Annotated in this window: 27 protein-coding genes; 17 read left to right on the top strand and 10 right to left on the bottom strand. The window is 46.9% G+C overall.

The features are described from left to right. The first annotated feature begins 47 nt into the window (after positions 1 to 47). The 7 genes from NC997_RS05230 to NC997_RS05200 all read left to right on the top strand — a co-directional run bounded on the left by NC997_RS05230 (position 48) and on the right by NC997_RS05200 (position 4,432). Positions 48 to 1,766: a phage tail sheath C-terminal domain-containing protein gene (locus NC997_RS05230; RefSeq protein WP_190427787.1), complete on the top strand. Its 1,719-nt coding sequence runs from the start codon at positions 48 to 50 to the stop codon at positions 1,764 to 1,766. A gap of 82 nt (positions 1,767 to 1,848) precedes the next feature. After that, on the top strand, positions 1,849 to 2,319 hold the full coding sequence (locus NC997_RS05225) for a phage tail protein (protein ID WP_190412610.1): 471 nt from the start codon (positions 1,849 to 1,851) through the stop codon (positions 2,317 to 2,319). A 107-nt stretch (positions 2,320 to 2,426) separates the two neighbouring features. Beyond that, complete coding sequence (locus tag NC997_RS05220) at positions 2,427 to 2,927, top strand: phage tail protein (RefSeq protein ID WP_190412609.1); 501 nt, start codon at positions 2,427 to 2,429, stop codon at positions 2,925 to 2,927. A 122-nt stretch (positions 2,928 to 3,049) separates the two neighbouring features. Beyond that, positions 3,050 to 3,556, top strand: coding sequence for a phage tail protein (locus NC997_RS05215; protein WP_190412608.1), 507 nt, complete (start codon positions 3,050 to 3,052; stop codon positions 3,554 to 3,556). Then, positions 3,543 to 3,902, top strand: a complete 360-nt coding sequence (locus NC997_RS05210; RefSeq protein ID WP_190412607.1) for a hypothetical protein — start codon at positions 3,543 to 3,545, stop codon at positions 3,900 to 3,902. The genes NC997_RS05215 and NC997_RS05210 overlap by 14 nt, the downstream gene beginning before the upstream one ends. A gap of 9 nt (positions 3,903 to 3,911) precedes the next feature. After that, positions 3,912 to 4,289, top strand: coding sequence for a phage tail assembly protein (locus tag NC997_RS05205; protein WP_190436942.1), 378 nt, complete (start codon positions 3,912 to 3,914; stop codon positions 4,287 to 4,289). Next, complete coding sequence (locus tag NC997_RS05200; RefSeq protein ID WP_347276133.1) at positions 4,274 to 4,432, top strand: DUF6760 family protein; 159 nt, start codon at positions 4,274 to 4,276, stop codon at positions 4,430 to 4,432. Before NC997_RS05205 ends, NC997_RS05200 begins: the two co-directional genes overlap by 16 nt. 51 nt (positions 4,433 to 4,483) lie before the next feature. On the opposite strand, the gene NC997_RS05195 is transcribed toward NC997_RS05200, so the two are convergent. Continuing rightward, a complete protein-coding gene (locus tag NC997_RS05195) occupies positions 4,484 to 5,287 on the bottom strand; it encodes a DUF928 domain-containing protein (RefSeq protein ID WP_190677836.1) in 804 nt (267 codons plus the stop codon). Positions 5,288 to 5,833: 546 nt separating this feature from the next. Between NC997_RS05195 and NC997_RS05190 the strand changes: the two genes are divergently transcribed. The 3 genes from NC997_RS05190 to NC997_RS05180 all read left to right on the top strand — a co-directional run bounded on the left by NC997_RS05190 (position 5,834) and on the right by NC997_RS05180 (position 9,684). After that, positions 5,834 to 8,191 carry a CHASE2 domain-containing protein gene (locus tag NC997_RS05190; protein ID WP_190528424.1) on the top strand — a complete coding sequence of 786 codons (2,358 nt, stop codon included), beginning with the start codon at positions 5,834 to 5,836 and terminating at the stop codon, positions 8,189 to 8,191. Between the two features lie 117 nt (positions 8,192 to 8,308). Beyond that, positions 8,309 to 8,635, top strand: a complete 327-nt coding sequence (locus NC997_RS05185; protein ID WP_190528422.1) for an ArsR family transcriptional regulator — start codon at positions 8,309 to 8,311, stop codon at positions 8,633 to 8,635. A gap of 287 nt (positions 8,636 to 8,922) precedes the next feature. Then, positions 8,923 to 9,684: a MinD/ParA family protein gene (locus NC997_RS05180; protein WP_190412602.1), complete on the top strand. Its 762-nt coding sequence runs from the start codon at positions 8,923 to 8,925 to the stop codon at positions 9,682 to 9,684. 122 nt (positions 9,685 to 9,806) lie between these two features. Here the strand turns inward: NC997_RS05180 and NC997_RS05175 are convergent, their stop codons facing one another. From NC997_RS05175 to NC997_RS05165, 3 genes are all read right to left on the bottom strand, one after another. Further along, entirely contained in the window at positions 9,807 to 10,025 is a 219-nt protein-coding gene (locus tag NC997_RS05175) for a hypothetical protein (protein ID WP_190412601.1), read from the bottom strand. Positions 10,026 to 10,240: 215 nt separating this feature from the next. After that, positions 10,241 to 11,173: an SH3 domain-containing protein gene (locus tag NC997_RS05170; RefSeq protein WP_190528420.1), complete on the bottom strand. Its 933-nt coding sequence runs from the start codon at positions 11,171 to 11,173 to the stop codon at positions 10,241 to 10,243. A 136-nt stretch (positions 11,174 to 11,309) separates the two neighbouring features. After that, entirely contained in the window at positions 11,310 to 11,609 is a 300-nt protein-coding gene (locus NC997_RS05165; RefSeq protein ID WP_190412599.1) for a hypothetical protein, read from the bottom strand. A 484-nt stretch (positions 11,610 to 12,093) separates the two neighbouring features. Between NC997_RS05165 and NC997_RS05160 the strand changes: the two genes are divergently transcribed. Together NC997_RS05160 and NC997_RS05155 are read left to right on the top strand one after the other, a co-directional pair. Beyond that, on the top strand, positions 12,094 to 13,347 hold the full coding sequence (locus tag NC997_RS05160) for an FtsX-like permease family protein (protein ID WP_190412597.1): 1,254 nt from the start codon (positions 12,094 to 12,096) through the stop codon (positions 13,345 to 13,347). Positions 13,348 to 13,915: 568 nt separating this feature from the next. Beyond that, the gene (locus NC997_RS05155) at positions 13,916 to 14,608 is read left to right on the top strand and encodes an ABC transporter ATP-binding protein (protein WP_199292335.1); all 693 of its coding nucleotides are present in this window, start codon (positions 13,916 to 13,918) and stop codon (positions 14,606 to 14,608) included. Positions 14,609 to 14,810: 202 nt separating this feature from the next. On the opposite strand, the gene NC997_RS05150 is transcribed toward NC997_RS05155, so the two are convergent. Continuing rightward, on the bottom strand, positions 14,811 to 15,827 hold the full coding sequence (locus NC997_RS05150; RefSeq protein WP_190412595.1) for an SDR family oxidoreductase: 1,017 nt from the start codon (positions 15,825 to 15,827) through the stop codon (positions 14,811 to 14,813). Between the two features lie 397 nt (positions 15,828 to 16,224). Between NC997_RS05150 and NC997_RS05145 the strand changes: the two genes are divergently transcribed. From NC997_RS05145 to NC997_RS05135, 3 genes are all read left to right on the top strand, one after another. Further along, positions 16,225 to 16,812, top strand: a complete 588-nt coding sequence (locus NC997_RS05145; protein ID WP_190528418.1) for a Uma2 family endonuclease — start codon at positions 16,225 to 16,227, stop codon at positions 16,810 to 16,812. Positions 16,813 to 16,947: 135 nt separating this feature from the next. Continuing rightward, positions 16,948 to 17,304 (top strand): hypothetical protein, encoded by a 357-nt coding sequence (locus NC997_RS05140; protein WP_190412593.1) that lies wholly within the window; start codon positions 16,948 to 16,950, stop codon positions 17,302 to 17,304. 469 nt (positions 17,305 to 17,773) lie between these two features. After that, positions 17,774 to 18,490, top strand: coding sequence for a class I SAM-dependent methyltransferase (locus tag NC997_RS05135; RefSeq protein WP_190412592.1), 717 nt, complete (start codon positions 17,774 to 17,776; stop codon positions 18,488 to 18,490). A gap of 249 nt (positions 18,491 to 18,739) precedes the next feature. Here NC997_RS05135 and NC997_RS05130 read toward each other — a convergent pair whose 3' ends face one another. From NC997_RS05130 to purS, 3 genes are all read right to left on the bottom strand, one after another. Next, complete coding sequence (locus NC997_RS05130; RefSeq protein WP_190528416.1) at positions 18,740 to 19,852, bottom strand: iron-containing redox enzyme family protein; 1,113 nt, start codon at positions 19,850 to 19,852, stop codon at positions 18,740 to 18,742. Positions 19,853 to 20,066: 214 nt separating this feature from the next. After that, complete coding sequence (gene purQ / locus NC997_RS05125) at positions 20,067 to 20,741, bottom strand: phosphoribosylformylglycinamidine synthase subunit PurQ (RefSeq protein ID WP_190528413.1); 675 nt, start codon at positions 20,739 to 20,741, stop codon at positions 20,067 to 20,069. Between the two features lie 108 nt (positions 20,742 to 20,849). Next, positions 20,850 to 21,137, bottom strand: coding sequence for a phosphoribosylformylglycinamidine synthase subunit PurS (gene purS / locus NC997_RS05120; RefSeq protein WP_190412878.1), 288 nt, complete (start codon positions 21,135 to 21,137; stop codon positions 20,850 to 20,852). Positions 21,138 to 21,299: 162 nt separating this feature from the next. On the opposite strand from purS, the gene NC997_RS05115 reads away from it, so the two are divergent. Next, positions 21,300 to 21,707, top strand: a complete 408-nt coding sequence (locus NC997_RS05115; protein WP_190412589.1) for a Fur family transcriptional regulator — start codon at positions 21,300 to 21,302, stop codon at positions 21,705 to 21,707. Here NC997_RS05115 and NC997_RS05110 read toward each other — a convergent pair. Next, positions 21,704 to 22,687 (bottom strand): SPFH domain-containing protein, encoded by a 984-nt coding sequence (locus NC997_RS05110; protein WP_190528411.1) that lies wholly within the window; start codon positions 22,685 to 22,687, stop codon positions 21,704 to 21,706. The genes NC997_RS05115 and NC997_RS05110 overlap by 4 nt on opposite strands. 45 nt (positions 22,688 to 22,732) lie before the next feature. Then, positions 22,733 to 23,233: an NfeD family protein gene (locus tag NC997_RS05105; RefSeq protein ID WP_190528409.1), complete on the bottom strand. Its 501-nt coding sequence runs from the start codon at positions 23,231 to 23,233 to the stop codon at positions 22,733 to 22,735. A 197-nt stretch (positions 23,234 to 23,430) separates the two neighbouring features. On the opposite strand from NC997_RS05105, the gene NC997_RS05100 reads away from it, so the two are divergent. Further along, the gene (locus tag NC997_RS05100; RefSeq protein ID WP_190528407.1) at positions 23,431 to 25,617 is read left to right on the top strand and encodes a protein phosphatase 2C domain-containing protein; all 2,187 of its coding nucleotides are present in this window, start codon (positions 23,431 to 23,433) and stop codon (positions 25,615 to 25,617) included. Positions 25,618 to 25,636: the final 19 nt, after the last annotated feature.

The following is a 25,636-nucleotide window of genomic DNA, read 5'->3' as shown; positions in this document are numbered from 1 at the left end:
GATTACCAATTACCGATTACCCACCACTAATCAAGGAAGACTACGCTATGCCAATGGATTATTTTGCTCCTGGTGTCTACGTCGAAGAAGTAGACCGTGGTAGTCGCCCGATTGAAGGCGTAAGCATGAGTGTTGCTGGGTTTGTTGGCTTTACCGAGGATGTACGCGGTGATGCCGAACTGTTCAAACCCATGATGATTACCAACTGGAGCCAATACCTAGAGTATTTTGCCAAACAAGGCTCCGATGGTTACACAGACTTCAACGCCTACCTCCCTTTTGCCGTCAATGGCTGGTTTATGAACGGCGGTGGACGCTGTTGGGTGACTAGCATTGGTACCAAACTCCCCGGTTCGGAACCACCAGCACCGGAGGAAACAGCCACAAAGCTCAGAACCTCTGGAAATCGTCCCTCTTTGATGTTTGCGATTAAGGCATCCGAAGGCGAAGAGGATGGTAGCTCAGCTCTTGCCTTACCCGGTGGACGAGTCAATGTTTCGATCCTTCCCGATGAACCCAAAGCTCCTGAAGATCCAGAGGCAGAACCCCCACTCAACACGGGTGAATACTTTAAAGTCATCGTTAGTCGCGGTGGAGAGAAACTCGAAGAGTACAGCCACCTGACCATGAACCCGGACGTCGAGGCGCAAGTGGGTACCTATGTCATCACTGCGATTAATGAGGGGATTGGCGACCACGAGGCATCTCAATTTTTGTCCGTCACCGATATGTCCACCAGCGGACAACCCCTGTCTCGACGACCTGTCAACGGCACCTATGAAGTCAGCCCTCCACCCGTCATTTCTAGCCCAGAACGCTTTCCACGGGATGTAAATGGGGTGCGCGATGACCGCACGGGCGTCCAAGGGATTTTTGAAATTGACGAAGTTTCGATGATTGCTTGCCCCGACCTAATGCTGGCATACCAACGCGGCCTGCTGGATTTGGATCAGGTTCACGGCATCATGGAAATGATGGTTAGCATGTGCGAAAACAACGCACCCAGCCCCAACTATCGCATGGTGGTTCTCGATCCCCCACCTTGCAAGGGAGGCGGCGAGCCTGTACCCCCTGAGCAACAAAAGCCTCAGCACGTAGCTCAGTGGTTAAGTAACTTCAATCGTCGTTCCATGTTTGGGGCATTGTATTATCCCTGGATTAAAGTGGCGAACCCACGCAATGCCGGACGACCGATTTTGGTTCCCCCCTGCGGTCACATGATGGGGATTTGGTGCCGCACCGATGAGACTCGTGGCGTTTTTAAAGCACCCGCCAACGAAGTTCCTCGCGGTGTCTTGGGTCTAGCCTACGAAACTAACTTCCGCGAACAGGAACTGTTGAACCCGGTGGGGATTAACTGTATCCGCAACTTTGCTAACTACAACCGAGGTTTCCAAGTTTGGGGCGCACGGACTCTGGTAGAACCGGCTAATGTCCAGTGGCGCTATATCAGCGTCCGCCGCCTGATTAGCTACATTGAGCGCTCGATTGAAATCGGTACCCAGTGGGTTGTGTTCGAGCCTAACGATCAAGATTTGTGGGCGCGAGTTACCCGCACGGTCAGCAATTTCCTCGAACGGCTGTGGCGTGCAGGGGCGTTATTCGGTGGTTCGCCTGGTGAATCTTTCTACGTGAAGTGCGATGCCAGTATCAACACCCATGAGACGGTAATGCTGGGTCGTTTGTATGTCGAAATTGGAGTTTGCCCAGTCCGACCAGCGGAATTTGTGATCTTCCGCATCAGTCAGTGGTCTCCTAACCAGTAGGTTAAAACTCTCAGATATCAGCTCTTGATCAAGAGCTGATATCTGAGCTGATATTGAAAAATTTGTAAGGAGGTTTTGAATAATGGCGATTATTACCGTTGAGAATTTTGAATTAGAAATTAAGGGCGTAGGTGACGGTTTACAGTTTAAAAGTGTTGACTTACCAGCATATAAGACTGACGTTCAACACGGTGATGCCCTAATGTCTGGTGCCAAGGGAGCTGTACGGCAAACTCTTACTAAGAAAAGGGAAGCCGCGGTTCAAATTACTTTAGTAACCCTAGCGAGTGGAGATGCAAAAAGCACTAGCTCACTGATGCGAAAGTGGTTGCTACAGTGTATGCCAAAAGCAGAGGATGGTGGCGGTTTTCCAACGAGTGCCAGGATGGCAGAAGGCGTAATAAAATCCTATAACTCAGCCGGAGAAATGGTGGACTCTTGGAAGATGAGCGGAGTTTGGATTTGTAAATATCAAATCGGGAAACTCAGTGCAGATGGCGGGTTGCTTGAAGAAACCTTTACGCTACAGGTTGACCAATTTGATCCAGCTTGATCTATCTAAGTCTGGGTGTTTGAGACAATATTCTTAATTTTGTTCGCTTTAAGAAGCGATCGCAAAAATCATTCCTTTGCACTTTGTAATTGATTGGAAGGTTATTTATGGCTGATGCTGTTGAGTTACTATCTAGTGATAACTACGATGTAGCAATTGGTGATATCAAAGACATCATTATCAAAGAAGTCAGTGGGATGTCAGTAGATATGTCCCCAAAGGGTGCTGATAATGCCATCGGTTCTGGTCCGAAGGGAAAATCGCTGGTTCTCAGTGTTCCAAGTCAACCGAAGTATGGCGAGATAACGCTCGTTTTGGTGCCAGGAGCGCATCAAGGCGGAAATGACGATAAGCTGTGGGAGTGGTACAAGGATTGTGCCTCGAAAGCTAACCTTGGGGAAGCTGCAAAAGCGCGAACTTTACGCAAAGAAATGACAATTAATGTCTATTACTCCGGTTCAGAGGGGAAGGTGGGGTTAACGTACAGCTTTGTAGGCGTGCTTCCCAATAGTTTTGATGTTCCTAAGCGGGACGCAGGAAGTAGCGAACTGGAAACTTGGACGCTTAAGCTTAACTACGAGCGGATGAAGTTTACTGTATCGGCGTAGAAAGAATTTTAAAGTCAACTCCCTGTAAAACTGCGCTGGTGAGGTGAGATGTTACACAGTCTTATTCACCAGTCATTGATTTATCAGCTCGAAAGCTCATTGGTTGTAAGGCGGTATCAACTGTGACAGACTTCCCTGAAATTCTCACCACTTGCCGATTTTTTCTAGAACTAAAACTAAATGGCAGCAATGATGCAGTAGACGGCTACTTTATGGATTGTAGTGGTTTTAAGTCTACCCAACAGGTGATAGAAATCTCTGAGGTGACACCTCAAAAGTGGGGAAAAGATGGGGAATCTAAGGGTCGAATTGTCAGTACAAAAATTCCGGGTAAGGTTAGTTACAGCAATATTACTCTGCGCCGGGGTCTGACTTGTTCGATGACGTTATGGAACTGGATTCAAGCTGTCCAGGATGGAGATTGGGCTGAACAACGACGAGATGGTTCTTTGGTGATTTATAATCAAGCGGCGGAAGAACAGTTTAGATTTGAGTTTCAACGGGCGTGGCCTACTAGCTATAAAATTTCTGATGTGAATGCGGCTGGGGGTGAGCTGGAGATTGAAGAAATAGAAATGACAGTTGAACAGTTAAAACGGATTCAAGTAGCAAGGAATGATTCAAACTGAGTTTGAATTTACTTTACCTAAGGGATATCTCGATGCGGATGGCAATCTGCACCGCAAAGGTGTGATGCGTTTGTCGAGGGCGATGGATGAGATTGTCCCTTTGCGAGATCCGCGTGTTAAATCAAATCCTGCCTACGCTACAGTGATTATTTTGTCCCGCGTGATTGTCCGCTTGGGAGCGTTGGAGGAGGTCACGCCTTCAGTTGTTGAAGGCTTTTTTGCTTGTGACCTGAATTATCTCCAGAAATTTTATCGTCAAATTAATGACCTAGAACAGGAAAATGCAGGATTGAAAGAAGCCACGAACCCCTCTGCAAATCCTGCACTGGCTTCTGATTCCGAGTAACCCGACGAGATGGACAGCGATCGCATCCAAACAGAATTTGAATTTGTCCTCCCTAGAGGATTGGTCGATGCTCAAGGGGGCGTTCATCGCCAGGGGGTGATGCGTCTGGCAACGGCAAAAGATGAAATGTGCGTCCAAAAAGACCGGGGCGTTCAGGATAATCCAGCTTATGGAGTCTTGGTAATGCTCTCGCGGGTGATTACCTGTATCGGTACTGTAACCGAGGTAACGCCTACACTGTTAGAGGGTCTTTTCTCGCGAGATCTGGCATATTTGCGGGAGTTTTACAATCGCATTAACCAGGAGGGGGAAGCTTACATTCCGGTTCAGTGTCCCCAGTGCAATCGTCAATTTCAGGTGGAGCTTTCTCTATCGGGGGAATTCTAGGCTACCCTTCGGACGTACTACGCCAAGAGGTAGCCTTGATAGCTTTTCACTTTCACTGGTCTTTAGAGGATATCCTCAATCTGGAACATCGCGATCGCCGGGATTGGGTGACAGAAATTAGTCAGCTGGTGCAGCCAGAATAAAGTAGGAGTAAGGGCTTGACCCTTACCCCTAATTCACTGCAATGCTTTCCTTTATCGGGTTTGCTTCTGAGTGATATCTACCACTAAGGGTTCTTCCGCCACTGTGCCGAGATTAACTAACTTTAACAAGTCTTTCCAATCGGTCTCTAAGGTGAAATCGCTAGGATTGGCGTTACGTAAGTCAGCTAGAGATGAGAGGGTGTCAAGCCACATCCCAGCTTCTGCATAGATTGCTGGGCGATCGCGCGGTGCTGCTTTCTTTAGATCATTCCTCAGGGCAACATTTGGTTGGACTCGTTGAATCCACCCTTCTACAGAAATATCTGCTCCCCGATCTTCAGCATCGCAAATCATTGATAACGACCAACGGTATTTTTTGCCAGCAACTAACGAGGGTGCATCCTTTTGAGGAAGGCTAACACTCACAACACCTCCTGTGCTAGGAATCGGCAATGTTGTTTCGTATATTACCTGCTGACTTGTTTCGCCGTCATACAGAATAAACTCTGCGTCCTGGGCGGAAGTTTTAGGAACAGCAACAAATAATGTCGGGCGAGCTGCTACAGTCAAACCTACATTTGTGCTGGGCAACAATGCCATGAGCGACTTTCCTTGGGCGGCGCAGCTGCTGCTACCACGCGATGCTCCCGGTTCTCTAGTTTTGGGTGCCCCAACCCTTGGCAGCCTAAATCTTAAGCGCCCTGCCACACGCATTTCCCTACGGTTCAGGCTGGGTTGTTGAATCGGTTTGCTTTTTGTGGTGGCGGTGGCTGGAAAGCTGGTAGCGATCGCACTAAGCCCCACAAACAAGGCTAAGGAGAGTGTTGTGAAATACACAGAAGACTTGTTCACCATAATCTTTAAGTTGTTGCAGTGGGTTTACCTAGCGAGCAGCAAGCGGAGTGCATACAAAGGGATCGAAACACTTTCCAAAGGGATCGCCTCCATGAGGCATCGTGCTTTGTAAATAAACTCGATCGCGACCGTAGTGGTTTTAGACAAAGACTCTTTAATCTTCAACAAAGTTTCCCACTTTTCCTGGCATATCTCTACAAATTAGCGATTAATTTTGTCATATTTCTTGCCTTAGTGGGTACTTAAAATCGCTGGTTTTTGCTTAGTACAAAATTTGATGTTATAACTACTATAAAATTATCTCTCAAATTGGCACTTTTTCTTTTCTCAATCAAAAAAATTATCTATTTGTCCGATTTCTTCTCAAAAGCTTCATAAAGTTTTGTAGTCAATTAATTTTTTGGTTCTTGACGACTCAATTTGCGGCTTAAACAATTTTCAAGGACACAAGGATACATACAAATTCTTAATCTTAATTTCCTCTGTTTAAGCTACACATTGAGCGAAGATTAAAACTCTAGCCCCTAGAGAGGAGGCGGCAATTATATGGTTTCTCAGCTCAGTTCAAAGATTCGCTCCCTGCTATCAAACACAAACAACCTACGCACAGCAGCTTTAAATTTTGGTGGACAAGTTGTTCTCACCAGTGTGGTGGCGACAAGCTTGGTCGTGGGAGCTAGGCAACTAGGGATACTCCAAGGACAAGAGCTGGGTGCTTTTGACCAGCTGACTCGGATGCGTCGTGATGAAGGTCCAGATAATCGCCTGTTGCTGGTGGAGATTACTGAGGGAGATATCCAAACTGAGAAAGGGTGGCCTATCTCGGATGCCACAATTGCCAAAGCGTTAGAGAAACTAGAGCAGTATGAACCGAGAGCCATCGGTATAGATATTATTCGGGATGTTCCGGTCAAAGAGGGGAATGCCAATTTATTGAAGATCCTCAAAGGAAGCGATCGCATTATTACGATCTGCCAACTCAGTGATGGTAAACAGGCAGGATTTCCGCCACCGCCTGGAATCTCACCAGACCAAGTGGGATTTGCTGATTTTGTCAAAGAACCTGATGGATGGGTTCGCCGCAGTCTCTTAGTGGCAAATCCTCCAGTCCCGAACGCTCCCTTAGAGAACCCCCATCTTTGTAGCGATCCCGAAGAGCAAATCACCTCCTTGGATTTGACCCTAGCACTCATGTACCTGCAAGCTGAGGGAATCGAAGCAGAACCTTCAGATGACGGGAATCTGAAGATCGGTTCCACTCTCTTCAAAAGCCCCGATCCGAATGCTGGCGGATACCGGAAAGCCGACACGGAAGGGTTGCAGATGTTGATTAACTACCGTTCGGCAAATCTGCCTGCCCAAAAGATAACGCTCACAGATGTACTCAAGGGCAAGATAGATCCGGCTTTAGTCAAAGATCGCGTTGTTTTGGTTGGCTACACCGCAGTTAGCGTGAATGACGACTTCAACACGCCCTATAGTGCTGCTCAAGAAGGCACTCAGAAAATGCCCGGAGTGGTCATTCATGCTCAGGTTGTGAGTCAGATCCTCAGTGCAGTTCTGGATAAACGACCGCTATTTTGGTACTGGAGTGAGTGGGGCGAAATTGGATGGATTTGGGCCTGGTCGTTGGTGGGAGGCTTAGTGGCATGGCGGATTCGGCGTCCCTTGCTCTTGGTGATTGCGGGAGGGGGAGCGATCGCCCTCTTGTTTGGAACTTGTTATGTTTTGTTTCTCAAAGCAGGATGGATACCCCTCGTGCCCCCAGCATTGGCACTGGTGACAACGGCAGTCGGCGTCGTTTTGATAGATAGAGGATACGCCAAAGCCATCTATCAAGGCGTCAAAGGGTTTTTAAAAATCGATATTGAGATTGACCAGGAAAAGAAAGAACGCCAAGTAGCGGAAATTACAGAAAGTGACTACTTCCAAGAATTGCAGGAAAAGGCGAAAAATCTCAGGAGTCGAGAAAGCAATCCTTCTGAAAAAACAACTTCTAAATTAAAAGTCGAGAGGTCAGAAGCGGCTGAAACAACGGCAGAAACTGACTACTTACAACAGTTGCAGCAAAAGGGAAAAAGTTTCAGGAATCGATCCAATGATGGGGAAGCAGAAGCTACCACTGAGTCAACCGTTGAAATCCCAGAAGCCGCTGAAACAACGACAGAAATCGACTATTTACAGCAGTTGCAGCAAAAGGGACAAGAGTTAAGAAATCTATCCAATGATAGGGAAGCAGAAGCTACCACTGAGCCAACTGTTGAAATACCAGAAGCTACACAGGCAAGCCAAGCCACTGAAACAACAGAAGAAATCGACTACTTACAGCAGTTACAGAAAAAGGGTAAAAAGTTAAGAAATCGGCATCATGATGGGCAAGCAGAAGCTGTTGCGGAATCAAACGTTGAAATACCAGAAGTTGCATTGGCAAGCCAAATTACTTCTCCTGTCGAAGAATTAAGCAATCAGCAGGACGGACAGGGAGAAGCCGCAATTGAGTCCAATATCTCCACCCCAAAAGTCCTCCAGCCAAGCCAAGAAGTTGAAGAAACCGAAGAACTCGACTACTTCCAGCAGTTGCAGCAACGAGCAACCTTGAGAAATTGGGAGGAAGATAGGCAAACCCAAGCTGCTACTGAGTTAAATACCTCAATAGCAGATGTCACACCAGCAAGCCAAGAAACTGAAAGTGAAGAACTCGATTACTTCCAGCAGTTGCAGCAACGAGCAAACTTGAGAAAATCGAGCAGCGACGGGCACGCAGAAACCACTACCGAGTCAAATTCCTCAACAATAGAAGTTCTAGAGACTAGCCAGGAAGCTGAAAGCGAAGAACTCGATTACTTCCAGCAGTTGCAGCAACGGGCAAAAACCGTGAGGAATACAGAGACTGAATCTACCTGATGGCAGCGAGATAAAGCGCTATTAGAGGACATCTACCGATACATCGAACTGAGTATGCTACGCCGGATGCGTAGGCTCGCGATTCACATCATTAGCTGAAGAACAAGGAAGGAAAAGATGAATCAGGAACGAATCGATCAATCACCCACCGATTCCAGCGGACACCAAACTGATATTGGTCTGAATATGCTTGATATGATGAATTTGCCCGATGACCTGCAAAAACTCGTCAACTGGATGATGCGTCAAAAAAACGTGACCTTGCCGGAAGTGGCAGCTCACACTGGCGAAAGTGAGGAAGTTGCCCGCACCCAGTTAGAAGCTCTAGTAGCTCAAGGCGTCGTGCAAGAACTAGAAGAGGGGGAAACACTCCGCTACCGACCTCGCCTTGCCTCTAAACAGCGAAGCAAGCTATCTACAAATATCTGGCAGAACCTGGAGTGAGTAAACGAAATAAGCGTCTATCAAGCTGTGGGAATTAGCCTAAACGCAAGTTTCTATTACCTTGATAAGGTTGTAATCCTATTTGGGTTATGAGGCGCTAGATTAACCCTTCTTCCAGCCCCTCCCTAACGCTTGAAAAAAGGGCATCTGAGAATCTATATGTTGCAACCAAAAGACAAAATGGTATAGCGTATAAGCCGCACGGTTCATTCCCCCCGCCCTTGAGTGGGCTTTCTCGATTGTTTTCTATTAAGGATGAAGAATCCTCTCACATATTGAGGTAAACCATGTCAAAAATTGTGTCCATCCACTCATTCCGGGGTGGCACCGGCAAATCAAATTCGACGGCGAATCTGGCAGCTTTAGTGGCTCGCTTTGGGTATCGCGTTGGTATCGTTGATACCGATATTCAATCGCCAGGAATTCACGTGCTTTTCGGTTTCGATGAGCAGAAGATGGAACACTCTCTCAATGACTACCTGTGGGGTCGCTGTTTAATTGAAGAAGCTGCTTATGATGTCACCTCAGTTTTAAGAAAAACTGGCGTTAAAGGCGGCAGCATTCATCTGATTCCTTCTAGTATCAAAGCAGGGGATATTACTAAGGTTCTGCGCGAGGGATTTGATTTTGGTCTCCTCAATGACGGTTTCCAAGAGATAATGGAAACCTTAAATCTGGATTACTTATTTATTGACACCCACCCAGGTCTTAACGAAGAAACTCTACTTTCTATTACTATCTCTGATATTTTGGTGCTAATTTTGCGTCCAGACCGCCAGGACTTTCAGGGGACTGCTGTGACGGTGGAGGTGGCTCGGAAATTACAGGTGCCTAAGATGTTGCTGCTAGTAAATAAGGCGCTACCCGTTTTGGATTTTGATGCCTTGAAGCAACAGGTAGAAAAAACCTACAATGCTCCGGTGGCTGGAATTTTGCCGCTTTCAGAAGAGATGATTCAAATGGCAAGCAGCGATCTCTTTTGCCTGCGGTTTCCAGATCATCCCTTGAGTAAGGTGATGGAAAAGGTTGCCAAGATGATTATGGCTTAATAGGTAATTGTCAGTGCAACCGAAAAAACAACTGAATTTGTAGGGACGGGTTTGACAAAATATTGGTGATTAGCTAAGCATATTGATAAACTTCCCTACACTATGGACTTTTGCTAATTTAATTAATTGCCCGTAACCATTCGCAAAATAGTTTGGGGAAGTTGGGTTATCTGCTGCCAAAGGTCTTGGGGGCCAATGCCAAAGAAGAGTTGTAAAACGAGAACAACTGCCGCAATTAAAATGGCTGTGCCGATGCTGGCTTTCACTACCTTAATGAGTAAGGTGAAGACTAACCAGGATACGATGAGTGCGGCAATTAGAATGATTAAGTCTACTGGCATGGACGTTACTCTCAAAGGTATTCATCAGGCTGGAGAATTTTGACAAGGTAACAGAATCTTTGCTTGGCTAGCTCGAAAATACAGAGATAGTTTTCGTGAAGTCACCTTTGCGAACTTCATTTACCTGGCTTCAAGCTTTAGTCTGTAGGAAACTTGCTTTTAATTCCCGATCGCCTGTCTAATTTTCCCCGAAATAGCGATACTTTTACTTTGATTTACTCTCCACCGGGCATATAAAGCAGACGCCATTGCCCCTTCACTGTGCCAAAGACGGCTTGATATTCAAGGGGAGAATAAGCAAAGCGATTGGAAATGTAGCCCGGTTTTCCATTTGGCAAAATTACCGCAGTCCACCCGTTGATGGAACTGTAATCTTCGCCTCGTTGCGCCCGTTCTCTGGCGCGTTGTTCTTCGATTTGACGATTGACTTTGACGACTTCGTTTGAGAGTAAGCCGACTACTGGACTCTCTACGCTGGGTTGCGATCGCACGTTCACATTTTCACCTACAACGATGACGCGGCTTAATTCGTAGGAAACGCCATCGGCAGAATTTGGTGCGGGATACTGTCGAGCAAAATCGCGCGGTACGGTGTTACAAATCCAACCTGGAGATTGGGGGTCAACGTCCGGTTGCCCCTGGTTAGTGGTTTGAAAACAACCGGCAGCTAGGGCTTTTTCTAGCCATCCCCAGATTGGGGCATTGTGATTTTCTAGCTTCAAATCGGGGAGGGTGCTGATGCCGTGACCAATGCCAATTTGGTTGGGGGGCAAAATGGATTGCAGAAACTCAGCATCGCGCGATCGCACTGCTTCCCGCAACTGTTGCCGAAATTGAGCGAAGTCACTTTCTGGGTTTACTTCATCTACCAGAACGATGCGTTGATGGGGAAAGTTATGCAGCTTTGGCTGTATTGCCACATCCGCTTGAGTCTTTATCTGTGGCGTTGTGGCTTCAACTGCATCGTTGTTGGTTTTAACGGTGGAAGCGATCGCAGTTGGTTCTGGGAGCGAAGTTGATTGCGGTATATTTGTTTCTATGCTTTGTTGGTTCTGTTCCCCAGTTTGGCGACCGGCTGTTGCTAGAGTGGCACCAGTAATTGCCGAAATCGCAACTGCCCCCATAATCAAAAAGTATATTTTTTTCATAACTAATGCCGATAACGTCTTTTTGTTACCTACAGTTGAGACGCTAGGATTTCAGGCAAAGTTATTAAATTTTTGTTTTTAAATACATGAATATGCCGGGAGGCTGATGATTGGCGCTCCCAGCAAAGGTCGTATATTATTTCTCTTCTACATACATTGGAGGCTCAATCGCAAAATTGTTTAGCTGCCCCGCTTCATCCAGGATGTAACCCTCGGTCGTATCTAAACCAGTTCCTTCTTCTTGTTCTCTAGCTGCTTCAACTTGGTGTTTATTCAGCTCTTTGTCCACATTAGATGGAATCACCGCATCTGCTGCATTCACGCCCAATACTGATTGCGATAATTGAACTCCAATGTGGTTGTTTCCTGGTGCCCCTCTTCCCGGTTCTGCTTCGCTGGGATCTTCTGGCAATACTGGATTTTGTTCGTCGCTCATGAATTTTTCTCCTATGTTATTTTAAGTTGAGCGTAGTCTGTTTATTACGATGTTTCTATTTATGAAGGTAGCTTAGTTAGTATCGCTCTTTACTCTTTCGCGGGTATTAAATTGGTAAAGGCAAAGGTAGAGAGCGCAGCGGCATTGCTTGATAGCAGAGGCTTGGCTTGACGCTGGATAGGCGAGATTTCCTCTGACACGGAAAAGACGAGATCGCATTGAACTCCTCTCAGCACGTCGGTAATTATAGGGAAATCGCAGCCAGAACCAAGCTTAATCCTTTCACAGTAAAATAAATTTAAAAAATCCATCTTAGTGCGGATATATCGGTAAGCACAATGAATAGGATTAGCAAATCTGATTGTTCTAAGAAATCGGGTTTGGGGTACTGTAACGCAATTTTCAGTTTATTTCGCTCGTTTTGCGGAAATTGTCTTTCAATTTTCCGGTTTTATAATAAACACGCTAGTAAACAACTCCTTTCATGGCATCAATCGCCCGCAAAAACCTATTTGAGGATATTCCCCGCTTCCTGGCAGCTCAGGCGGGGATTATGTTTGCAGTTAGCTTAGTCACTATTCAAACGGGTATTTTCAATGGATTTACTCGCGCTACGACTTTGCTAATCGACAATTCCAATGCTGATATCTGGGTATCCTCAGCGGATATGATTCACATGGAGCTGACACTACCCATACCCGCGCAGCGAGTTGTTGAGGCTCGACGGGTAGAAGGCGTAGAACAAGCTGAACCGCTGATTGTCCAAGCATCTTTGTGGCGAGATTCTCGGAACAAGATTTCACCGATGAGAATCATCGGATTCAATCCAGCCGGAGAATTATTTAGTCCAGGGAAAGTTATTCAAGGAAGTTTGAGTGCCTTAAAGCAGCCTTACACGGTGATGCTGGATAAATCTAATTTGCGTCCTTTGAACATCAAACAAATTGGCGATGTTGCTGAAGTTGGCTCATTTAAGGCACAGTTAGTTGCTCTGACGCAAGACACTCAATCAATTACATCGAATACTTTTTTGTTCACCTCGTTGGAGACTGCCAACGCTTACGCAAATTCCCGCGTAACGACGAGTTTAAACTGCAAGCTCCAATCGGGTGACATAAAGTGTACCAGTGCGTCGGCGAGTTTTAATAACCCACCCGCTGCGAATAATCTATCTGCTCCTGCACCCCAGAAATTAACTCCTACTGATTTAATCACTTATGTATTGGTGCAGGCAAAGCCCGGTCAAGATTTACAGCAACTCAAGAAAAAGTTAGAAGCAGCACTACCAGATACCCGCGCTTATACGAAGGCTGAAATGGCATCGCAGACGCGGGTTTTCTGGCAGCAGCGCACGGGAATTGGGTTTATTTTGGGCTTGGGTGCCGTTGTTGGCATTATTATCGGGATGGCGATCGCAGGTCAGATCCTCTACGCTTCTGTATCTGACCACTTAAAGGAGTATGGTACGCTCAAGGCGATGGGAGCTTCTGATTGGAAAATTTACGGTGTGATTGTCGAGCAGGCGCTCTGGATGGCGGTTCTGGGCTATATTCCCAGCATGGTTCTTTGCCAGGGGTTGGGAGCTTGGACGTTTGCTACTCAGGGAATCATCATTTTAATCACGCCTGGAAGTGCGATCGCCATCTTTGGGATTACGACTCTGATGTGTGTTGGTTCAGCTATCTTCGCTATCCAAAGAGTGACTCGTGTCGATCCGGCTATTGTTTTTAAGGCATGATTTTAGAATTTTGCCGCTTTAGGATAATAGTCGATGGTTTTCAGGAACCTGATATACTCAATGACCATCAATAATAAATGTAGATGTCTGTTTTATCCTAACTGATAGTGAGTTGAACTTTATATTGGCAACAGGGCGGAACAATTAGAAATTAAAACATTATACAAACCTATTTTGGAGAGTATGCGTACTTTAAGTAGGTGAGTGTAATTCAATCTTACTTGAAACGGTGAGGGGAGCAGGGTTCGTACTACCTAAAGTCACACCTACTATTTAGTCCCTAATGTCAATCTCCATAAAATAGATTGATTCCTGCTCGCTATTCAATAGTCGAACAGCCTTTATCTAGAGCCGGAGGCATTAATGTTCGGTTTCTTCTTAAAGCCTGCATCTGATTCTTTCCTTCGATGCTTCCGTTGAAATTTTGTCCGGAGTATGGTTACTTAAGACAGATTGCATTTAGTAACTCGTTGTAGTTTAGACCTAACGAATAGAAATTTTGATGATTCTTTCCCAAAGCAACCGTACTCAATTTGCCAGTGTCCGAAATCTAGATGCTATTCCTTCTATGAGTTCGCTTCAGGCTCACAGAAAAGCCATTATCGGCATCGGAGTAGAAATGGTATTCCAGTCGGGAGGATCGCGTTTCCAAGCCCTTAAAAGAGTCAATCTGGAAATCTTCAAGGGCGATATTCAACTATTGATGGGGCCATCTGGATCGGGTAAAACGACCTTACTCTCAATTTTGGCTGGGATTTTGACGCCGACTGCTGGCAGCGTACACTTGCTGGGGGAAGAGATTACAAGGATGTCTCGGAGCCAGTTAGCAAAGTTCAGACTGGAAAATATTGGCTTTATTTTTCAAGGATTTAACTTGTTTCCGGCGCTGACTGCGGCTGAGAATATAGAAGTAGCGCTGAATCTGAAAGGGATTCGGGGACGAATGGCACGGCAACAAGCACAAATTTTGCTAGAACAGGTGGGATTGGCGGATAAGGCGAAAAATTTACCCCGCGATTTATCTGGGGGACAAAAACAACGGGTAGCGATCGCTCGTGCTTTAGCTGGCAATCCTCAGTTGATTATGGCAGATGAGCCTACGGCGGCTTTAGATTCTCACTCCGGACACGCTGTGATTGAGTTACTGCGTCAGCTCGCCAAGGAAGGCGGTTGCACGGTTCTGATGGTGACACACGATAGTCGAATTATGGATGTTGCCGATCGAGTGTTGCATCTAGAAGATGGAAGGTTGAAGGCATAACATCTAATTTGTGAATCGGGTCATTGATAGTTTGTTGCTGTTTGGGAATGGAGAAGTGGAAATGAAATTAGGCCTGCCTTCTTTCCAATTCCCCATTCGTTTTAAGAATTATGAGAGCGATCGCAACTTTAGATTTAGATGAGAAGGCGGCTGAGGTTGGATGCGATCGCTTCAACCGAGTAGTGTCCCTGATGCGATCGCCTTAAATATTATTTCCTGGGAAAAACTCTTTGACGACTGCGGCAACTCCCAACGCCGCAGCTGCTACAGCGCCCCATTTAACCGGCGGATTCTTATCCAGCCAGTCAGTAAAGGAGGGAATCGTTAGATTGCCAAAATCTCCTTCTACTTTGTCATGGCTGAGAATCGGCTCGTAAAGATTATCTGGCGCATCTTCAGACTTTGGCTCGTTCGTTTTCTGAAAATTGAAGCCGATGAGAACCAAAATTTGATCCACCAGTCCCGGTGAGATGCGCTGAACCACGTCTAACATCTTGCCCACATCCCCCACAATAAAGTCACGAGTGGGGTGTTCGGCTACGTAGAGAATCGCATCGGCAACAAGGTTCGGCTCATAGTAAGGCGGTATTCCCGTCGGCTTGACGCCTAATTTCGTGCGACCGTTGTTGTAGAAGGGCGTGTTGATCACGGATGGCTTCACACTCGTCACACTGATGGGGATTCCCTCATGTTGCAGCTCGACGCGCAGAGATTCTAGAAAGCCCTCAACCCCGTGCTTTGCTGAGGAGTAGGCACTCTGGAGGGGTAATGAACGCCTGCCTTCCATTGAAGAGATGTGGATCAGCGCCCCGCGTCCTTCACGCTTGAGATGAGGTAGCGCCGCCATTGCTCCGTATACCTGCCCCATCAGGCTGATATCGATAATCCGCTTAAACTCTTCCGGTGTTGTATTGTCGAAAGTGGCGAAAACGCCCGTGGCGGGGCAATGCACCCAGGTATCGAGTCGCCCGTATACCTGCACAGCTTTATCTGCGATCGCTTTTACTTGCTCGAAATCCGTGACATCAGCAACGACTGCGACTGCTTCACCGCCTTGTTGCTGTATCTCATCCACCAAAGACTTTAACCCTGGTTCGCTGCGAGCTGAGACGACTACTTTTGCGCCTCGGTGGGCAAACTGCAAAGCTGTCTCGCGCCCGATGCCGCTAGAAGCGCCAACGACGGCGACGACTTGCTCTGTGATTGGCTTTAATTGCATTGTTGCTCATCCTTTTATTAAAGTTGCCGACGACAAACCATTCACCTTTGCAGCTCAATTGCATCCAGGAACGTTGCCTTAGTTGTCAAATGTTAAGTTCTATTAACTAACTTAATCGACTCACGGCGGGTTACATCAGTCTCAGGGTTGACCTCAAGGTTGACAATGGGGATGGGAGTAGCGCCCTTTGCCTAGATTTTGCGATCGCTGGATAGCTGACTTTTACAGAAGTCAGCTCCGAATTCGTGCAGGTAGTCCACGACTGAATTTTCCAGAATGAGAAAAAAAGAAAACAATTTATTTAGCGCCAATACAGAAGCAAGAAGAAGCGAACAAATTTTATAACAGAGCGATAATAGACTAAAAAATATAAGCAAGTGAATACTTTAATAACTTTATGAACACAGCAACAATTACTTTACCTTCTACCCTCAAATTAACAATTGACTTGACAGACGAGCAGTTTTTCCAGTTATGTCAGAACAATCCGGATTTAAGATTTGAGCGCACAGCATCGGGCGAATTAATCATTATGCCCCCTACAGGTAGCGAAACTGGAAATCGTAATATCGATTTATCGTATCAACTCCAAGCTTGGAGCCGGCAGAGCAATCTAGGGCTTGCCTTCGACTCTTCGAGTGGCTTCAAACTACCGAATGGTGCAGATCGTTCACCTGATGCGTCTTGGGTAAGACACGATCGCTGGGATGCTTTAACCCCTGAAGAACAACAGGGATTTGCGCCTCTATGTCCTGATTTTGTGGTTGAGTTACTTTCTCCTAGCGATTCAGTGAAAATCGCACAAGCGAAAATGAGAGAGTATATGGAAAATGGCGCTCGATTGGGTTGGTTAATTAACCGGAAAAACCAGCGAGTAGAAATCTATCGCCAAGGTCAGGATGTGGAGATTTTAGAAAATCCGGCAAATTTATCAGGAGAAGATGTGTTTCCTGGATTTATATTAGATTTAAAACAAATTATGTAGTTTTAGACAAGGTCGTGCCGTTTTTGTGGGAAAGCGATCGCAGTCGTATGTGAATAAATGTGATCAACAGCCGTGAGTGCTTACAGGCGATCGCAAAAAGTCTTGTAAAATCTTGCCATTCGATATAATGAACAGATGTTGGACTTTAATTCCCTCTCTGAGTTTTCACGCGCCCACTGTATCGCCATTTGCGCGTTTCTGGTTCCAGCCAACTTGGGTGCTACCATCTGGACAATGATTCTGGCTGCACTCTGTCGCCCTCAAGTTCAGGTGTGGCGGAGTGCTGGAGTGGCAACCGTCTTTGCTCTGGTGATGGTGCTACACGTCTTTACTTGGTTCCAGGTTGGGGTAGTGCTGCCTCCCACCTATATCCTGCTATGTTTGGGAAGCACCTGCCTGGTCATGAATATTCTAGCGATCGCCTACAACTACAATACAGTTGTCCTCCGCAAACGCTACCCTAATGCTTCTAGCGCTATCAACCACCCCTGAAACAGCTTCATGTCGTCAGTATTGCCTCGCCTTTGGTTTGATGCTTGTAGTAACAACGTTAGGCAATGCTGGCTTCTGATGGATGTGCGCTCACACAGATATCATCCCAGGTTTTGTTAACAAAGATATTTTGTAGCTTGCTAGCCAAACTCCAGGTACTCATCAAAGATTAGTTTATACCTGTGGATTGAATGGCGATCTTAACCAACTGGCAGTAGTTGCTTAACTTTTTATAGCTCCATTTATTACTTAATGATGACTCATGGTTAATTGCTAAGTGTTGAAAAGCAATTAGCCATTTGTTGTTTTTTGTTCAGAAAAACAGTGTTTTTTAAAAGTCTGTAAAAACACCTTAGAAAATTATAAATAAATGTAAATGCTTGTCAATGCCTTTGGGTATAATTCTCTTGATAGATCACAAAAGCATAGAGGATGAATTAGCTTTGTTATAGTTATCACCGAGAAAACTATGCTAATTTCATCCAGGCCAGTAAAAGATGTATTCTATTGCCCAGAAGAATCTAATTTTTATTCTCAATGTTTAGAAAGTTTAGTTTTAAATGAGGGCGCTCATGGTAAAACTATTATCGAATTTGGTTCAGGAGATGGAACCCCAGTCATTAACTCCTTAATGAGAACCAGATTTGATGGAATTATACATGGCTTTGAACTCAATGACTTAGCCTGGAAAACTGCTAAATCAAATATTCAGGAATACGAACTTAGCGCCCAATATATCATCCACAATACTTCTTTCTTTGAGGCATCTCTTCCCAAGGCCGATTATCTGATTTCAAATCCACCATACCTTCCAGCGCCAGATGAGAATATTTATCAACCCCTGTTACATGGGGGTACAGATGGGTCTAAAATTGCCAAACGGCTTTTATCTTTAGATTATGAAAACGTCTTACTAATGCTCTCTAGTTATTCTAATCCGGAGGGCTTTATTAATTATGCAATCATGCAAGGCTACTCGATTGCTAATTTTATCGTCTCCCCTCTAAACTTTGGTTATTACAGTTGTGAGCCAAAGGTTAAAAACACAATTAGAGAGTTGCGAGAAAAGAAAATGGCTTTTTACTCAGCGAACATCTATCTTTTAGCAGGTGTTTTGTTTAGGAAGCAGCAGAAATGTCAAGTGGATTTATCTACTGAGCTGATTCAGATCATGACATCTTTGTAAAAGCTTGAACGGGGAGGGGGAGAGCGATCGCTAAAGAATCTTTCCTAAACCCAAAAGCCACTTTAGACGGGAACGAATCAAGGGTATTGAGAAGTTAACAGTTCTCAGTGCCCTATTCTTATTGTTTAATTTCTAACTAAAACTAGAAAAATTAAAATTTATTCTCGTTCTCAGGGTTCAACCCTGAGAACGAGAATGGAAGACGACTGACTGTTAACAAGTCGGCAAGTATTTTAGGCAAAATGTATTTTATCGATTGGCCTCTCGATCCGCTTCTCTTGCCGAACGCGCGATCGCTACACCAGCGCGATCGCCCATTAGCTTCTCTTGGTCATATCCCAGGACAATTTCCCAAGCATCATTTGGGTACTTGTCAACCAACGGCATCGCCACATCATCTAACATCCATTGACCGTGACGTTCGTCTTCCCGAATGTGCAGTTCCCAGTAACCCATTGCTGCATCAGAAAGGTTCAACCGTTGCGCTGCGGCTAGATAGGTTTTGTATGCCGCAGGACCTGCCACTTCAAAATAAGTCAATCCACCGCAGTAACGCAAGAAATAAATTTTGCGCTCAGTAACGAGAAAGTTATGATTAGCGCAGGCTAGCACTTCCCAAGGTACTAAATCGAAGTAGCCCTCTGGCTCTGTGTTCATGCCAAACTCGTCAAGCATCTGGGCAAAAAAGGTAGAGTGCTTGCGGGAAAGGCGACCGTTGCCGTACTCTTCCAACAACACTTTGACGAGGGTACATTGTACTGCGTTGGCGGTGCCTCCCAGAATGCGCGACAGGCGGCTGCCTTCAACTAAGCCATCAAAGGAACCAATTGCCAAGATTCGGCGATAACCAGCCTCTGTTGTCTGCTCCCGCAAGTAGCGACTACCTTCCGATAGGGGAGGATCTAAGTCGGCTGCACCACGCTCGCTCAGCGCTTGCTTGACATCGGCTGGGGAAAGTTTTTGGAGTGCTTCTACGTCAAAGTGTGCCAGTTCCCACTCCTGCCAAGCGGACTCGATTTGGTTGCGAACTTTTTGCAACCAAATTGAGCGTTCGTTGGTGTAATGGCGCAGATCGTCATACCAAAACAGCTTGAGCCGATTGATGCGATACAGCACGCGCTGCAAAAAGAGGTGTGCGGCTTCAACTAGCTCATCACCACTTCCTACCTTGTAAGCCGCCTCAATTGCGGTAGCGATCGCACTTTCAACGTCGCTTGCTAGTTCAGGCTGTGCAGCCAGCTTGTTGTCTAAATCTTCCATTTCGAGCAATTTTACAAATTGCTGCTCAGATTCGTTGTAGCTTGTGGCTGTTTCTTGACTCGTTGCCGTATTCGTTGGTTGAAAATCAGTAATCGCGACCATAATTGCCCATGAATTCCGTCTTTGCACTTTTTTGATGCTAGTGCTGTCTGCTTGGAACAATTGTCGGTCTGTGGGGGGAACTTGCGATAGCCAAACGTATTTCTACCTAAATATATAGGTGTTTGAAGATTAACCACAAAGACACGAAGACACAAAGAAAACTTCGTGCTTTCTTTGTGTCTTTGTGGTTCAACAAAACTTTTTTGCTACGGTACTATGCGATCGCTGCCACCGCAGACAGTAATCCTTGGAACAACCCAATGCCATCCGTACCGCCCAAAATCGCGTCTGAGGCGCGTTCTGGATGAGGCATCATCCCTAGCACGTTGCCTTTTTTATTGCAAATACCCGCAATATTATTCAAAGAGCCGTTATGATTCTCGCCGTGATAGCGGAAGAGGATTTGCTGGTTATCTTCCAGCCTTGCCAAAGTATCGGCATCCGCGTAGTATCGCCCCTCTCCGTGGGCAATCGGGAGGGTAATGACTTGCCCCGTAGAATAAGCTTGCGTCCAAGGGAGATGGGTGCGTTCGACTTTGACGGGAACGCGATCGCAAATAAAATGCAACTCTTGATTGCGGGTAAGCGCCCCTGGCAAGAGTCCCGCCTCTGTTAGCACCTGAAACCCGTTGCAGATACCCAAGACAAACTTCCCTTGCTGGGCGTGTTTAATCGTTGCTTGCATCACCGGAGAGAAACGAGCGATCGCGCCACATCGCAGATAATCGCCGTAGCTGAAGCCACCCGGAATCACTACCACATCGAGATCGGAAATATCCGTGTCTTCATGCCAAACCATCCGCGTTGGCTGATGTAGCAAATCGCGAGTCACATAGGCGACATCGCGATCGCAATTAGAACCCGGAAACACAACAACCCCAAATTTCATATTGCTAATCGCTAATGGAAGACTGGCTAGCCAGAAGTCATCAGTAGCGATTGGTTCTTCACAAATGACCCATCGCTACTAACTACCAACTACCTAGCCCCTATTATCCTAAAAGAATATCTCCGTCTCTATCTGACCCGACATCTCAGTTAGGTCAAACCGATAGTTTTCCGTTACCGGATTCGTCAACAACTGATCGCACATCCGATCTAATTGATGCCGCGCCTCATCCTCACTTTCTGCCATCAGAGTCAGTTCAATATACTTTCCGATTCGCACCTGCTCAACATTGGCATATCCCATATGCCCCAACCCAGACTGTACCGCCGTGCCTGCTGGGTCTAAAACTGAAGGGCGCAGAGTCACGTAGATTTTCGCTTGATATTTCCGATTCACAGCCATTCCTATAAATTATTCCCTTAGATAGGTGATATTTGTTTTATTCTAAGGGGGGAAGGGTGTGAGCTGCGTGAAGTTCTCGCAATTTAAGCTGGAAAGAGATAAAGGTATCAGCGACAACCTGAAACATATTAAGGATATCTAGCAAAACTGAAGACCATGAAAGCCCAACGCACCCGCAGTCAGGAGCGTATTTTGAATCTGCTCAAGACGATGAACCGAGCTGTCTCAGCTCAAGATATTTATGTAGAACTTCGCAATCGTAGCCAAAGCATGGGACTAGCAACCGTCTATCGTTCCCTGGAAGCCTTAAAACTGGATGGTGTCGTCCAGGTACGGACATTGGCAAGTGGCGAATCGCTCTACAGTTCCGTGCAACAAGACAAGCATCACCTGACTTGTTTGCAGTGCGGAGACTCGATTCCCATCAATCAATGTCCAGTCCATGAGTTGGAGAGCCAGCTGCAACAATCGCACTCGTTTAAAATTTTCTACCATACTCTGGAGTTTTTTGGACTGTGCGATCGCTGCTGTGTTGCTCAAGTTGCTAGCGATGCCCTGGATTAACTGTCCTCATCTAAATCTAAAAATTGAGCTTGGTTCGTGTCTCCGACAATCGAGCGAATGCCTTCCAACGTGGCTGGGATAGTACGCGGGTCCATAAACATCACCTTGCTGCTACCGCTCTTGCCAATCGCCATCCCCATTTCTAGATAATTCTGAGCGAGTAGGTACTGGAGAGCTTCCTGGGCGTTGGGGTCGGTTTTGAGCGTTTTAGAAATCACTTGCAACGCTTCAGCAGTAGCCTGAGCCTTGAGAACTTGCTGCTGCCGTTCCGCCTGCGCTTTGAGAACAATCGTCTTTTGTTGCCCTTCTGCCTCCAGAATCGCGGATTTTTGACGGGCTTCTGCTTCCAAAACTTGCGCCTCAGCCTTCCCTTTAGCAGAGTTCACGGCTGATTCGCGTTCGCCCTCAGAGGTGAGAATTGCCGCCCGCTTGCGACGTTCCGCCGACATTTGCAATTCCATCGATTCCTGCACAGCCCTGGAAGGAACGATATCTCGCAGTTCTACCCGCGTGACCTTCACTCCCCAAGGATCGGTAGATTCGTCCAGTTCTCTGAGCAAAAGTTCGTTAATTTGAGTCCGGGCAGTAAAGGTTTCATCTAGTTCCAGCTTGCCCATTTCTGCTCGAATCTGCGTCAGCACCAAATTCACCATTGCTGACTGGAGATTTTCCACTTTGTAGTAGGCTTTCTCCAAATCCAGAATGCGCCAGTAGACGACAGCATCAGCGGTAATCGAAACGTTGTCGCGGGTAATACATTGTTGGGGAGGAATATCGAGAACTCTTTCCCGGACGGTTGCTTGGTAAGCGACTCTTTCGTAAACCGGGATCACGAAATTCAAACCGGGTTTGAGTTTTTTGCCGCTATATTTACCTAAAGTTTCGACTAAAGCTTCGTTTCCTTGCGTAACCACTTTGACGCCTGAGAGGGCAGATCCGCCTAAAACTAAAGCAATTAGTAACCCAAAAAATCCTTCCATTGTGAACCTCGTTTTTACAATATCGCAGATTGATAAACCCTAGAATTAGGATTTCAACAGGTGTTCTGGAAGCACGACCAGAGTTGTGCCTTCCCGTCTGACGACGTACACTCTTTGATTAGGAGCGATCGCCAGTTTCTCATCTTCACATCGTGCCTTCCAAGAATTTCCTTCGTAGAGTACCCGCCCCATCTCTCCTGGCAAAATCTCTGTTAAAGTCTGACCCTCGGTTGCATCTTCCATCGAAGACACCTTTCGCCTCGGCATCAAGCGATGACCCAGGTAAACGAAAGCAATTGAAAACACTAACCAAAGCACCACCTGTAAAGCCGCCGGTAATGGGAGCAGCATGACTAACAGTGCCACCACGAAGGCGCTGATTCCCATCATGAAAGCGGTAAAAGCTGTTGGTACAACTAGCTCTACTGAGCAAAGGATCGCCCCTACCAGTAACCACAACAAAGTTGGGCTGAATCCCAAAGGCTGGAGCGCCAGCTGAATGAGTAACGGAGAATCAAACAACCCTGCTAGAAACCAAATCGTCATAAAACTCAATCCCTTCTTGATATCCCGGTAAGGATAGTTATCAAGGTAAGATGAACTATTCCAATGAAAGCCAGTTAGGATTGGGAAGGCATCTTGCCTTTCTGTTTACTACAACATTTCATCTATAAATTTCCTAGAACCCAGTGGAATTTTTCCTTAAGAATCTCTTGGAAGCTTTTTTATAAAAATTTCAGTTTATGAACAGTTCCCAGTTAAAGAGCGATCGCTATCTTTGGGCAACTGGCTCAGTTGCTGCAACGATCCCGGTCGGAGAATTCGTGCAAGACAGATATCAAGTTGTTGCACCTCAAGTTTGGCTCGATACTCAACCGACACAGCCGCCTCAGATCCCCGAACAGTTCCCGGAAAATCTTTACCCTTACCTGCGCTTATATCCCCAGCGGTTTCATCTCCCCGAAGTCTATGGATATGCAGCAGTGGGAAATTCTCCATCCCCGACTGAGATTCTGTTGCTAGAAAATGTCCCGATGGATGCCACGGGCAAGCTATTTCCTTCCATTTTGGACGCTTTGCCCCAAGCATCGGCAGTCCGCCAGATTTACTGGCTCTGGCAAATTCTGGAACTTTGGACGCCGCTGGCGGAATTTGGGGTAGCTTCTAGCCTTTTAGTTGCGGACAATCTCCGAGTTGAAGGGTGGCGGTTGCGGCTGTTAGAACTTTACGCCGACCCAGTCACCGACCCAGAGATGGAAGTTGCCCATACAAACAATGGGAATGGGATCTCTGACCACAGGCAAATCGGAGGAAGTCGGCGGGAAGAGAAAAAATTTCTGCCTCTTACCTTGAGCCTTGAGCCTTTTGCCGCTCACGCCTTAGCGGAACCGACCGGGGATCAAATAGTCGCGGGGTTTAGCCCAAGTCTCCGGGATCTGGGCCTTGTTATCGCCAGTTGGTGTCGATTAATCCAGGCATCAGCGGTGACGCCACTTTTAGAAATTTGCGAACTGATGCAAGCTGAAGATGCGACCGAAAGCGCGATCGCCGAACGGCTAAATCAGCTATTACTGGAGCAGGCAGCAGAACTCCCCTTGCGCTTGCGGGTTGCCGGTGCCACCGATACGGGTCCCCAACACGACCACAACGAAGACACTTGCTATCCGACCGCGCGGGATTTACTAGCCGCAGACTTCACCCAAACAACAGACCCGCTGATTCCCCACTTGAGCATCGTTTGTGACGGGATTGGCGGTCATGAAGGTGGAGAAGTTGCCAGCCAACTAGCAGTACAATCCCTGAAACTGCAAGTGCGGGCGCTTTTGGCGGAAGTGGCAGAGCAAACCGAAATCGTGCCACCAGAACTGGTGAAAGAGCAACTTGCGGCAAGTATCCGGGTAGTCAATAACCTTATTTGTGCCCGCAATGACGACCAAGGACGAGAGTCTAGACGGCGGATGGGAACGACGCTGGTGATGGCTCTCCAGCTGCCCCAGAAGGTGGCGACGGCTAATTCTGGTGTGGGGAATGCCCACGAACTCTATATCGCTCATGTTGGGGATAGCCGCGCCTACTGGATTACCCCCCATTCCTGCCAGCTGCTGACAGTAGACGATGACGTTGCTGCTAGGGAAGTACGCATGGGGCGCAGTCTCTACCGCGAGGCGTTACAGCGACCCGATGCCGGGGCGCTCACCCAAGCGCTAGGCACGCGGGATGCCGAGTTTCTTCGTCCGAATGTGCAACGCTTCATTGTGGAAGAAGACGGACTGCTGCTGCTGTGTTCTGATGGTCTGAGCGACAATAACTGGGTTGAGCGATCCTGGGCAGATTATGTGGAGCCGGTGCTTCAGGCTAAAATTCCCCTGGAGGCGGCAGTCCAGTCCTGGATTGACTTAGCGAATCAGAAGAACGGTCACGATAATACTTCAGTCGTGATTACTTACTGCCGCGTTTCCCCAGAGTATCCGGTGCTACTCAATTTTGGCGAGATCGGGAATCTCACCTTAATGCCGAAAGCTAGTCTGCAAGCTGAAGCTGAAGATGTGAAGTATGCTGAAGCGGTGCCGGTGGAGATCGTTCCGGCAAAGCCAAACCGACTGCGTCGAGGGAAAGGGTTGGTCGTCGCACTGGGAGTCTTCCTCCTACTGCTGGGGGGCAGTGCGGCTGGGTTATATGCTTGGTGGAAATACAATCCTCAAGGGTTCCAGCAAATACGCGATCGCTTGTTCAACCCCGCACCGTTGCCCGTTCCAGTCCCCGAAACGCCATCTCCCGCTTCCAGCGTGCCGCCATCACCGCAAAACTCTCCGTCTCCATCTACACAAGTGCCGCTACCTCCCGAAAATTCGGCGTCACCAGTTCCCTCAGTACCCCCGCCCGAAAATTCAGCATCGCCAGTTCCGTCAGCACCCCCTCCAAGTCCATAAAGAGGAAGTTACCGTCCTG

The sequence above is a fragment of the Trichocoleus sp. DQ-A2 genome (genome assembly GCF_039961915.1).
Lineage (GTDB): Bacteria > Cyanobacteriota > Cyanobacteriia > Cyanobacteriales > FACHB-T130 > FACHB-T130.
This window is presented reverse-complemented; position numbering and strand designations above follow the sequence as displayed.

Excerpts from the sequence above, each read along its gene's own strand:
- NC997_RS05140 (WP_190412593.1), top strand. The coding sequence starts at position 16,948 with ATGTTGGACTTTAATTCCCTCTCTGAGTTTTCACGCGCCCACTGTATC.
- NC997_RS05165 (WP_190412599.1), bottom strand. The coding sequence starts at position 11,609 with ATGAGCGACGAACAAAATCCAGTATTGCCAGAAGATCCCAGCGAAGCA.
- NC997_RS05175 (WP_190412601.1), bottom strand. The coding sequence starts at position 10,025 with ATGCCAGTAGACTTAATCATTCTAATTGCCGCACTCATCGTATCCTGG.
- NC997_RS05205 (WP_190436942.1), top strand. The coding sequence starts at position 3,912 with ATGGACAGCGATCGCATCCAAACAGAATTTGAATTTGTCCTCCCTAGA.
- NC997_RS05180 (WP_190412602.1), top strand. The coding sequence starts at position 8,923 with ATGTCAAAAATTGTGTCCATCCACTCATTCCGGGGTGGCACCGGCAAA.
- NC997_RS05155 (WP_199292335.1), top strand. The coding sequence starts at position 13,916 with ATGAGTTCGCTTCAGGCTCACAGAAAAGCCATTATCGGCATCGGAGTA.
- NC997_RS05210 (WP_190412607.1), top strand. The coding sequence starts at position 3,543 with ATGATTCAAACTGAGTTTGAATTTACTTTACCTAAGGGATATCTCGAT.
- NC997_RS05225 (WP_190412610.1), top strand. The coding sequence starts at position 1,849 with ATGGCGATTATTACCGTTGAGAATTTTGAATTAGAAATTAAGGGCGTA.
- NC997_RS05230 (WP_190427787.1), top strand. The coding sequence starts at position 48 with ATGCCAATGGATTATTTTGCTCCTGGTGTCTACGTCGAAGAAGTAGAC.
- NC997_RS05185 (WP_190528422.1), top strand. The coding sequence starts at position 8,309 with ATGAATCAGGAACGAATCGATCAATCACCCACCGATTCCAGCGGACAC.
- purQ (WP_190528413.1), bottom strand. The coding sequence starts at position 20,741 with ATGAAATTTGGGGTTGTTGTGTTTCCGGGTTCTAATTGCGATCGCGAT.
- NC997_RS05110 (WP_190528411.1), bottom strand. The coding sequence starts at position 22,687 with ATGGAAGGATTTTTTGGGTTACTAATTGCTTTAGTTTTAGGCGGATCT.
- NC997_RS05145 (WP_190528418.1), top strand. The coding sequence starts at position 16,225 with ATGAACACAGCAACAATTACTTTACCTTCTACCCTCAAATTAACAATT.
- NC997_RS05195 (WP_190677836.1), bottom strand. The coding sequence starts at position 5,287 with ATGGTGAACAAGTCTTCTGTGTATTTCACAACACTCTCCTTAGCCTTG.
- NC997_RS05150 (WP_190412595.1), bottom strand. The coding sequence starts at position 15,827 with ATGCAATTAAAGCCAATCACAGAGCAAGTCGTCGCCGTCGTTGGCGCT.
- NC997_RS05105 (WP_190528409.1), bottom strand. The coding sequence starts at position 23,233 with ATGACGATTTGGTTTCTAGCAGGGTTGTTTGATTCTCCGTTACTCATT.
- NC997_RS05100 (WP_190528407.1), top strand. The coding sequence starts at position 23,431 with ATGAACAGTTCCCAGTTAAAGAGCGATCGCTATCTTTGGGCAACTGGC.
- NC997_RS05170 (WP_190528420.1), bottom strand. The coding sequence starts at position 11,173 with ATGAAAAAAATATACTTTTTGATTATGGGGGCAGTTGCGATTTCGGCA.
- NC997_RS05135 (WP_190412592.1), top strand. The coding sequence starts at position 17,774 with ATGCTAATTTCATCCAGGCCAGTAAAAGATGTATTCTATTGCCCAGAA.
- NC997_RS05115 (WP_190412589.1), top strand. The coding sequence starts at position 21,300 with ATGAAAGCCCAACGCACCCGCAGTCAGGAGCGTATTTTGAATCTGCTC.
- NC997_RS05220 (WP_190412609.1), top strand. The coding sequence starts at position 2,427 with ATGGCTGATGCTGTTGAGTTACTATCTAGTGATAACTACGATGTAGCA.
- NC997_RS05190 (WP_190528424.1), top strand. The coding sequence starts at position 5,834 with ATGGTTTCTCAGCTCAGTTCAAAGATTCGCTCCCTGCTATCAAACACA.
- NC997_RS05130 (WP_190528416.1), bottom strand. The coding sequence starts at position 19,852 with ATGGTCGCGATTACTGATTTTCAACCAACGAATACGGCAACGAGTCAA.
- NC997_RS05160 (WP_190412597.1), top strand. The coding sequence starts at position 12,094 with ATGGCATCAATCGCCCGCAAAAACCTATTTGAGGATATTCCCCGCTTC.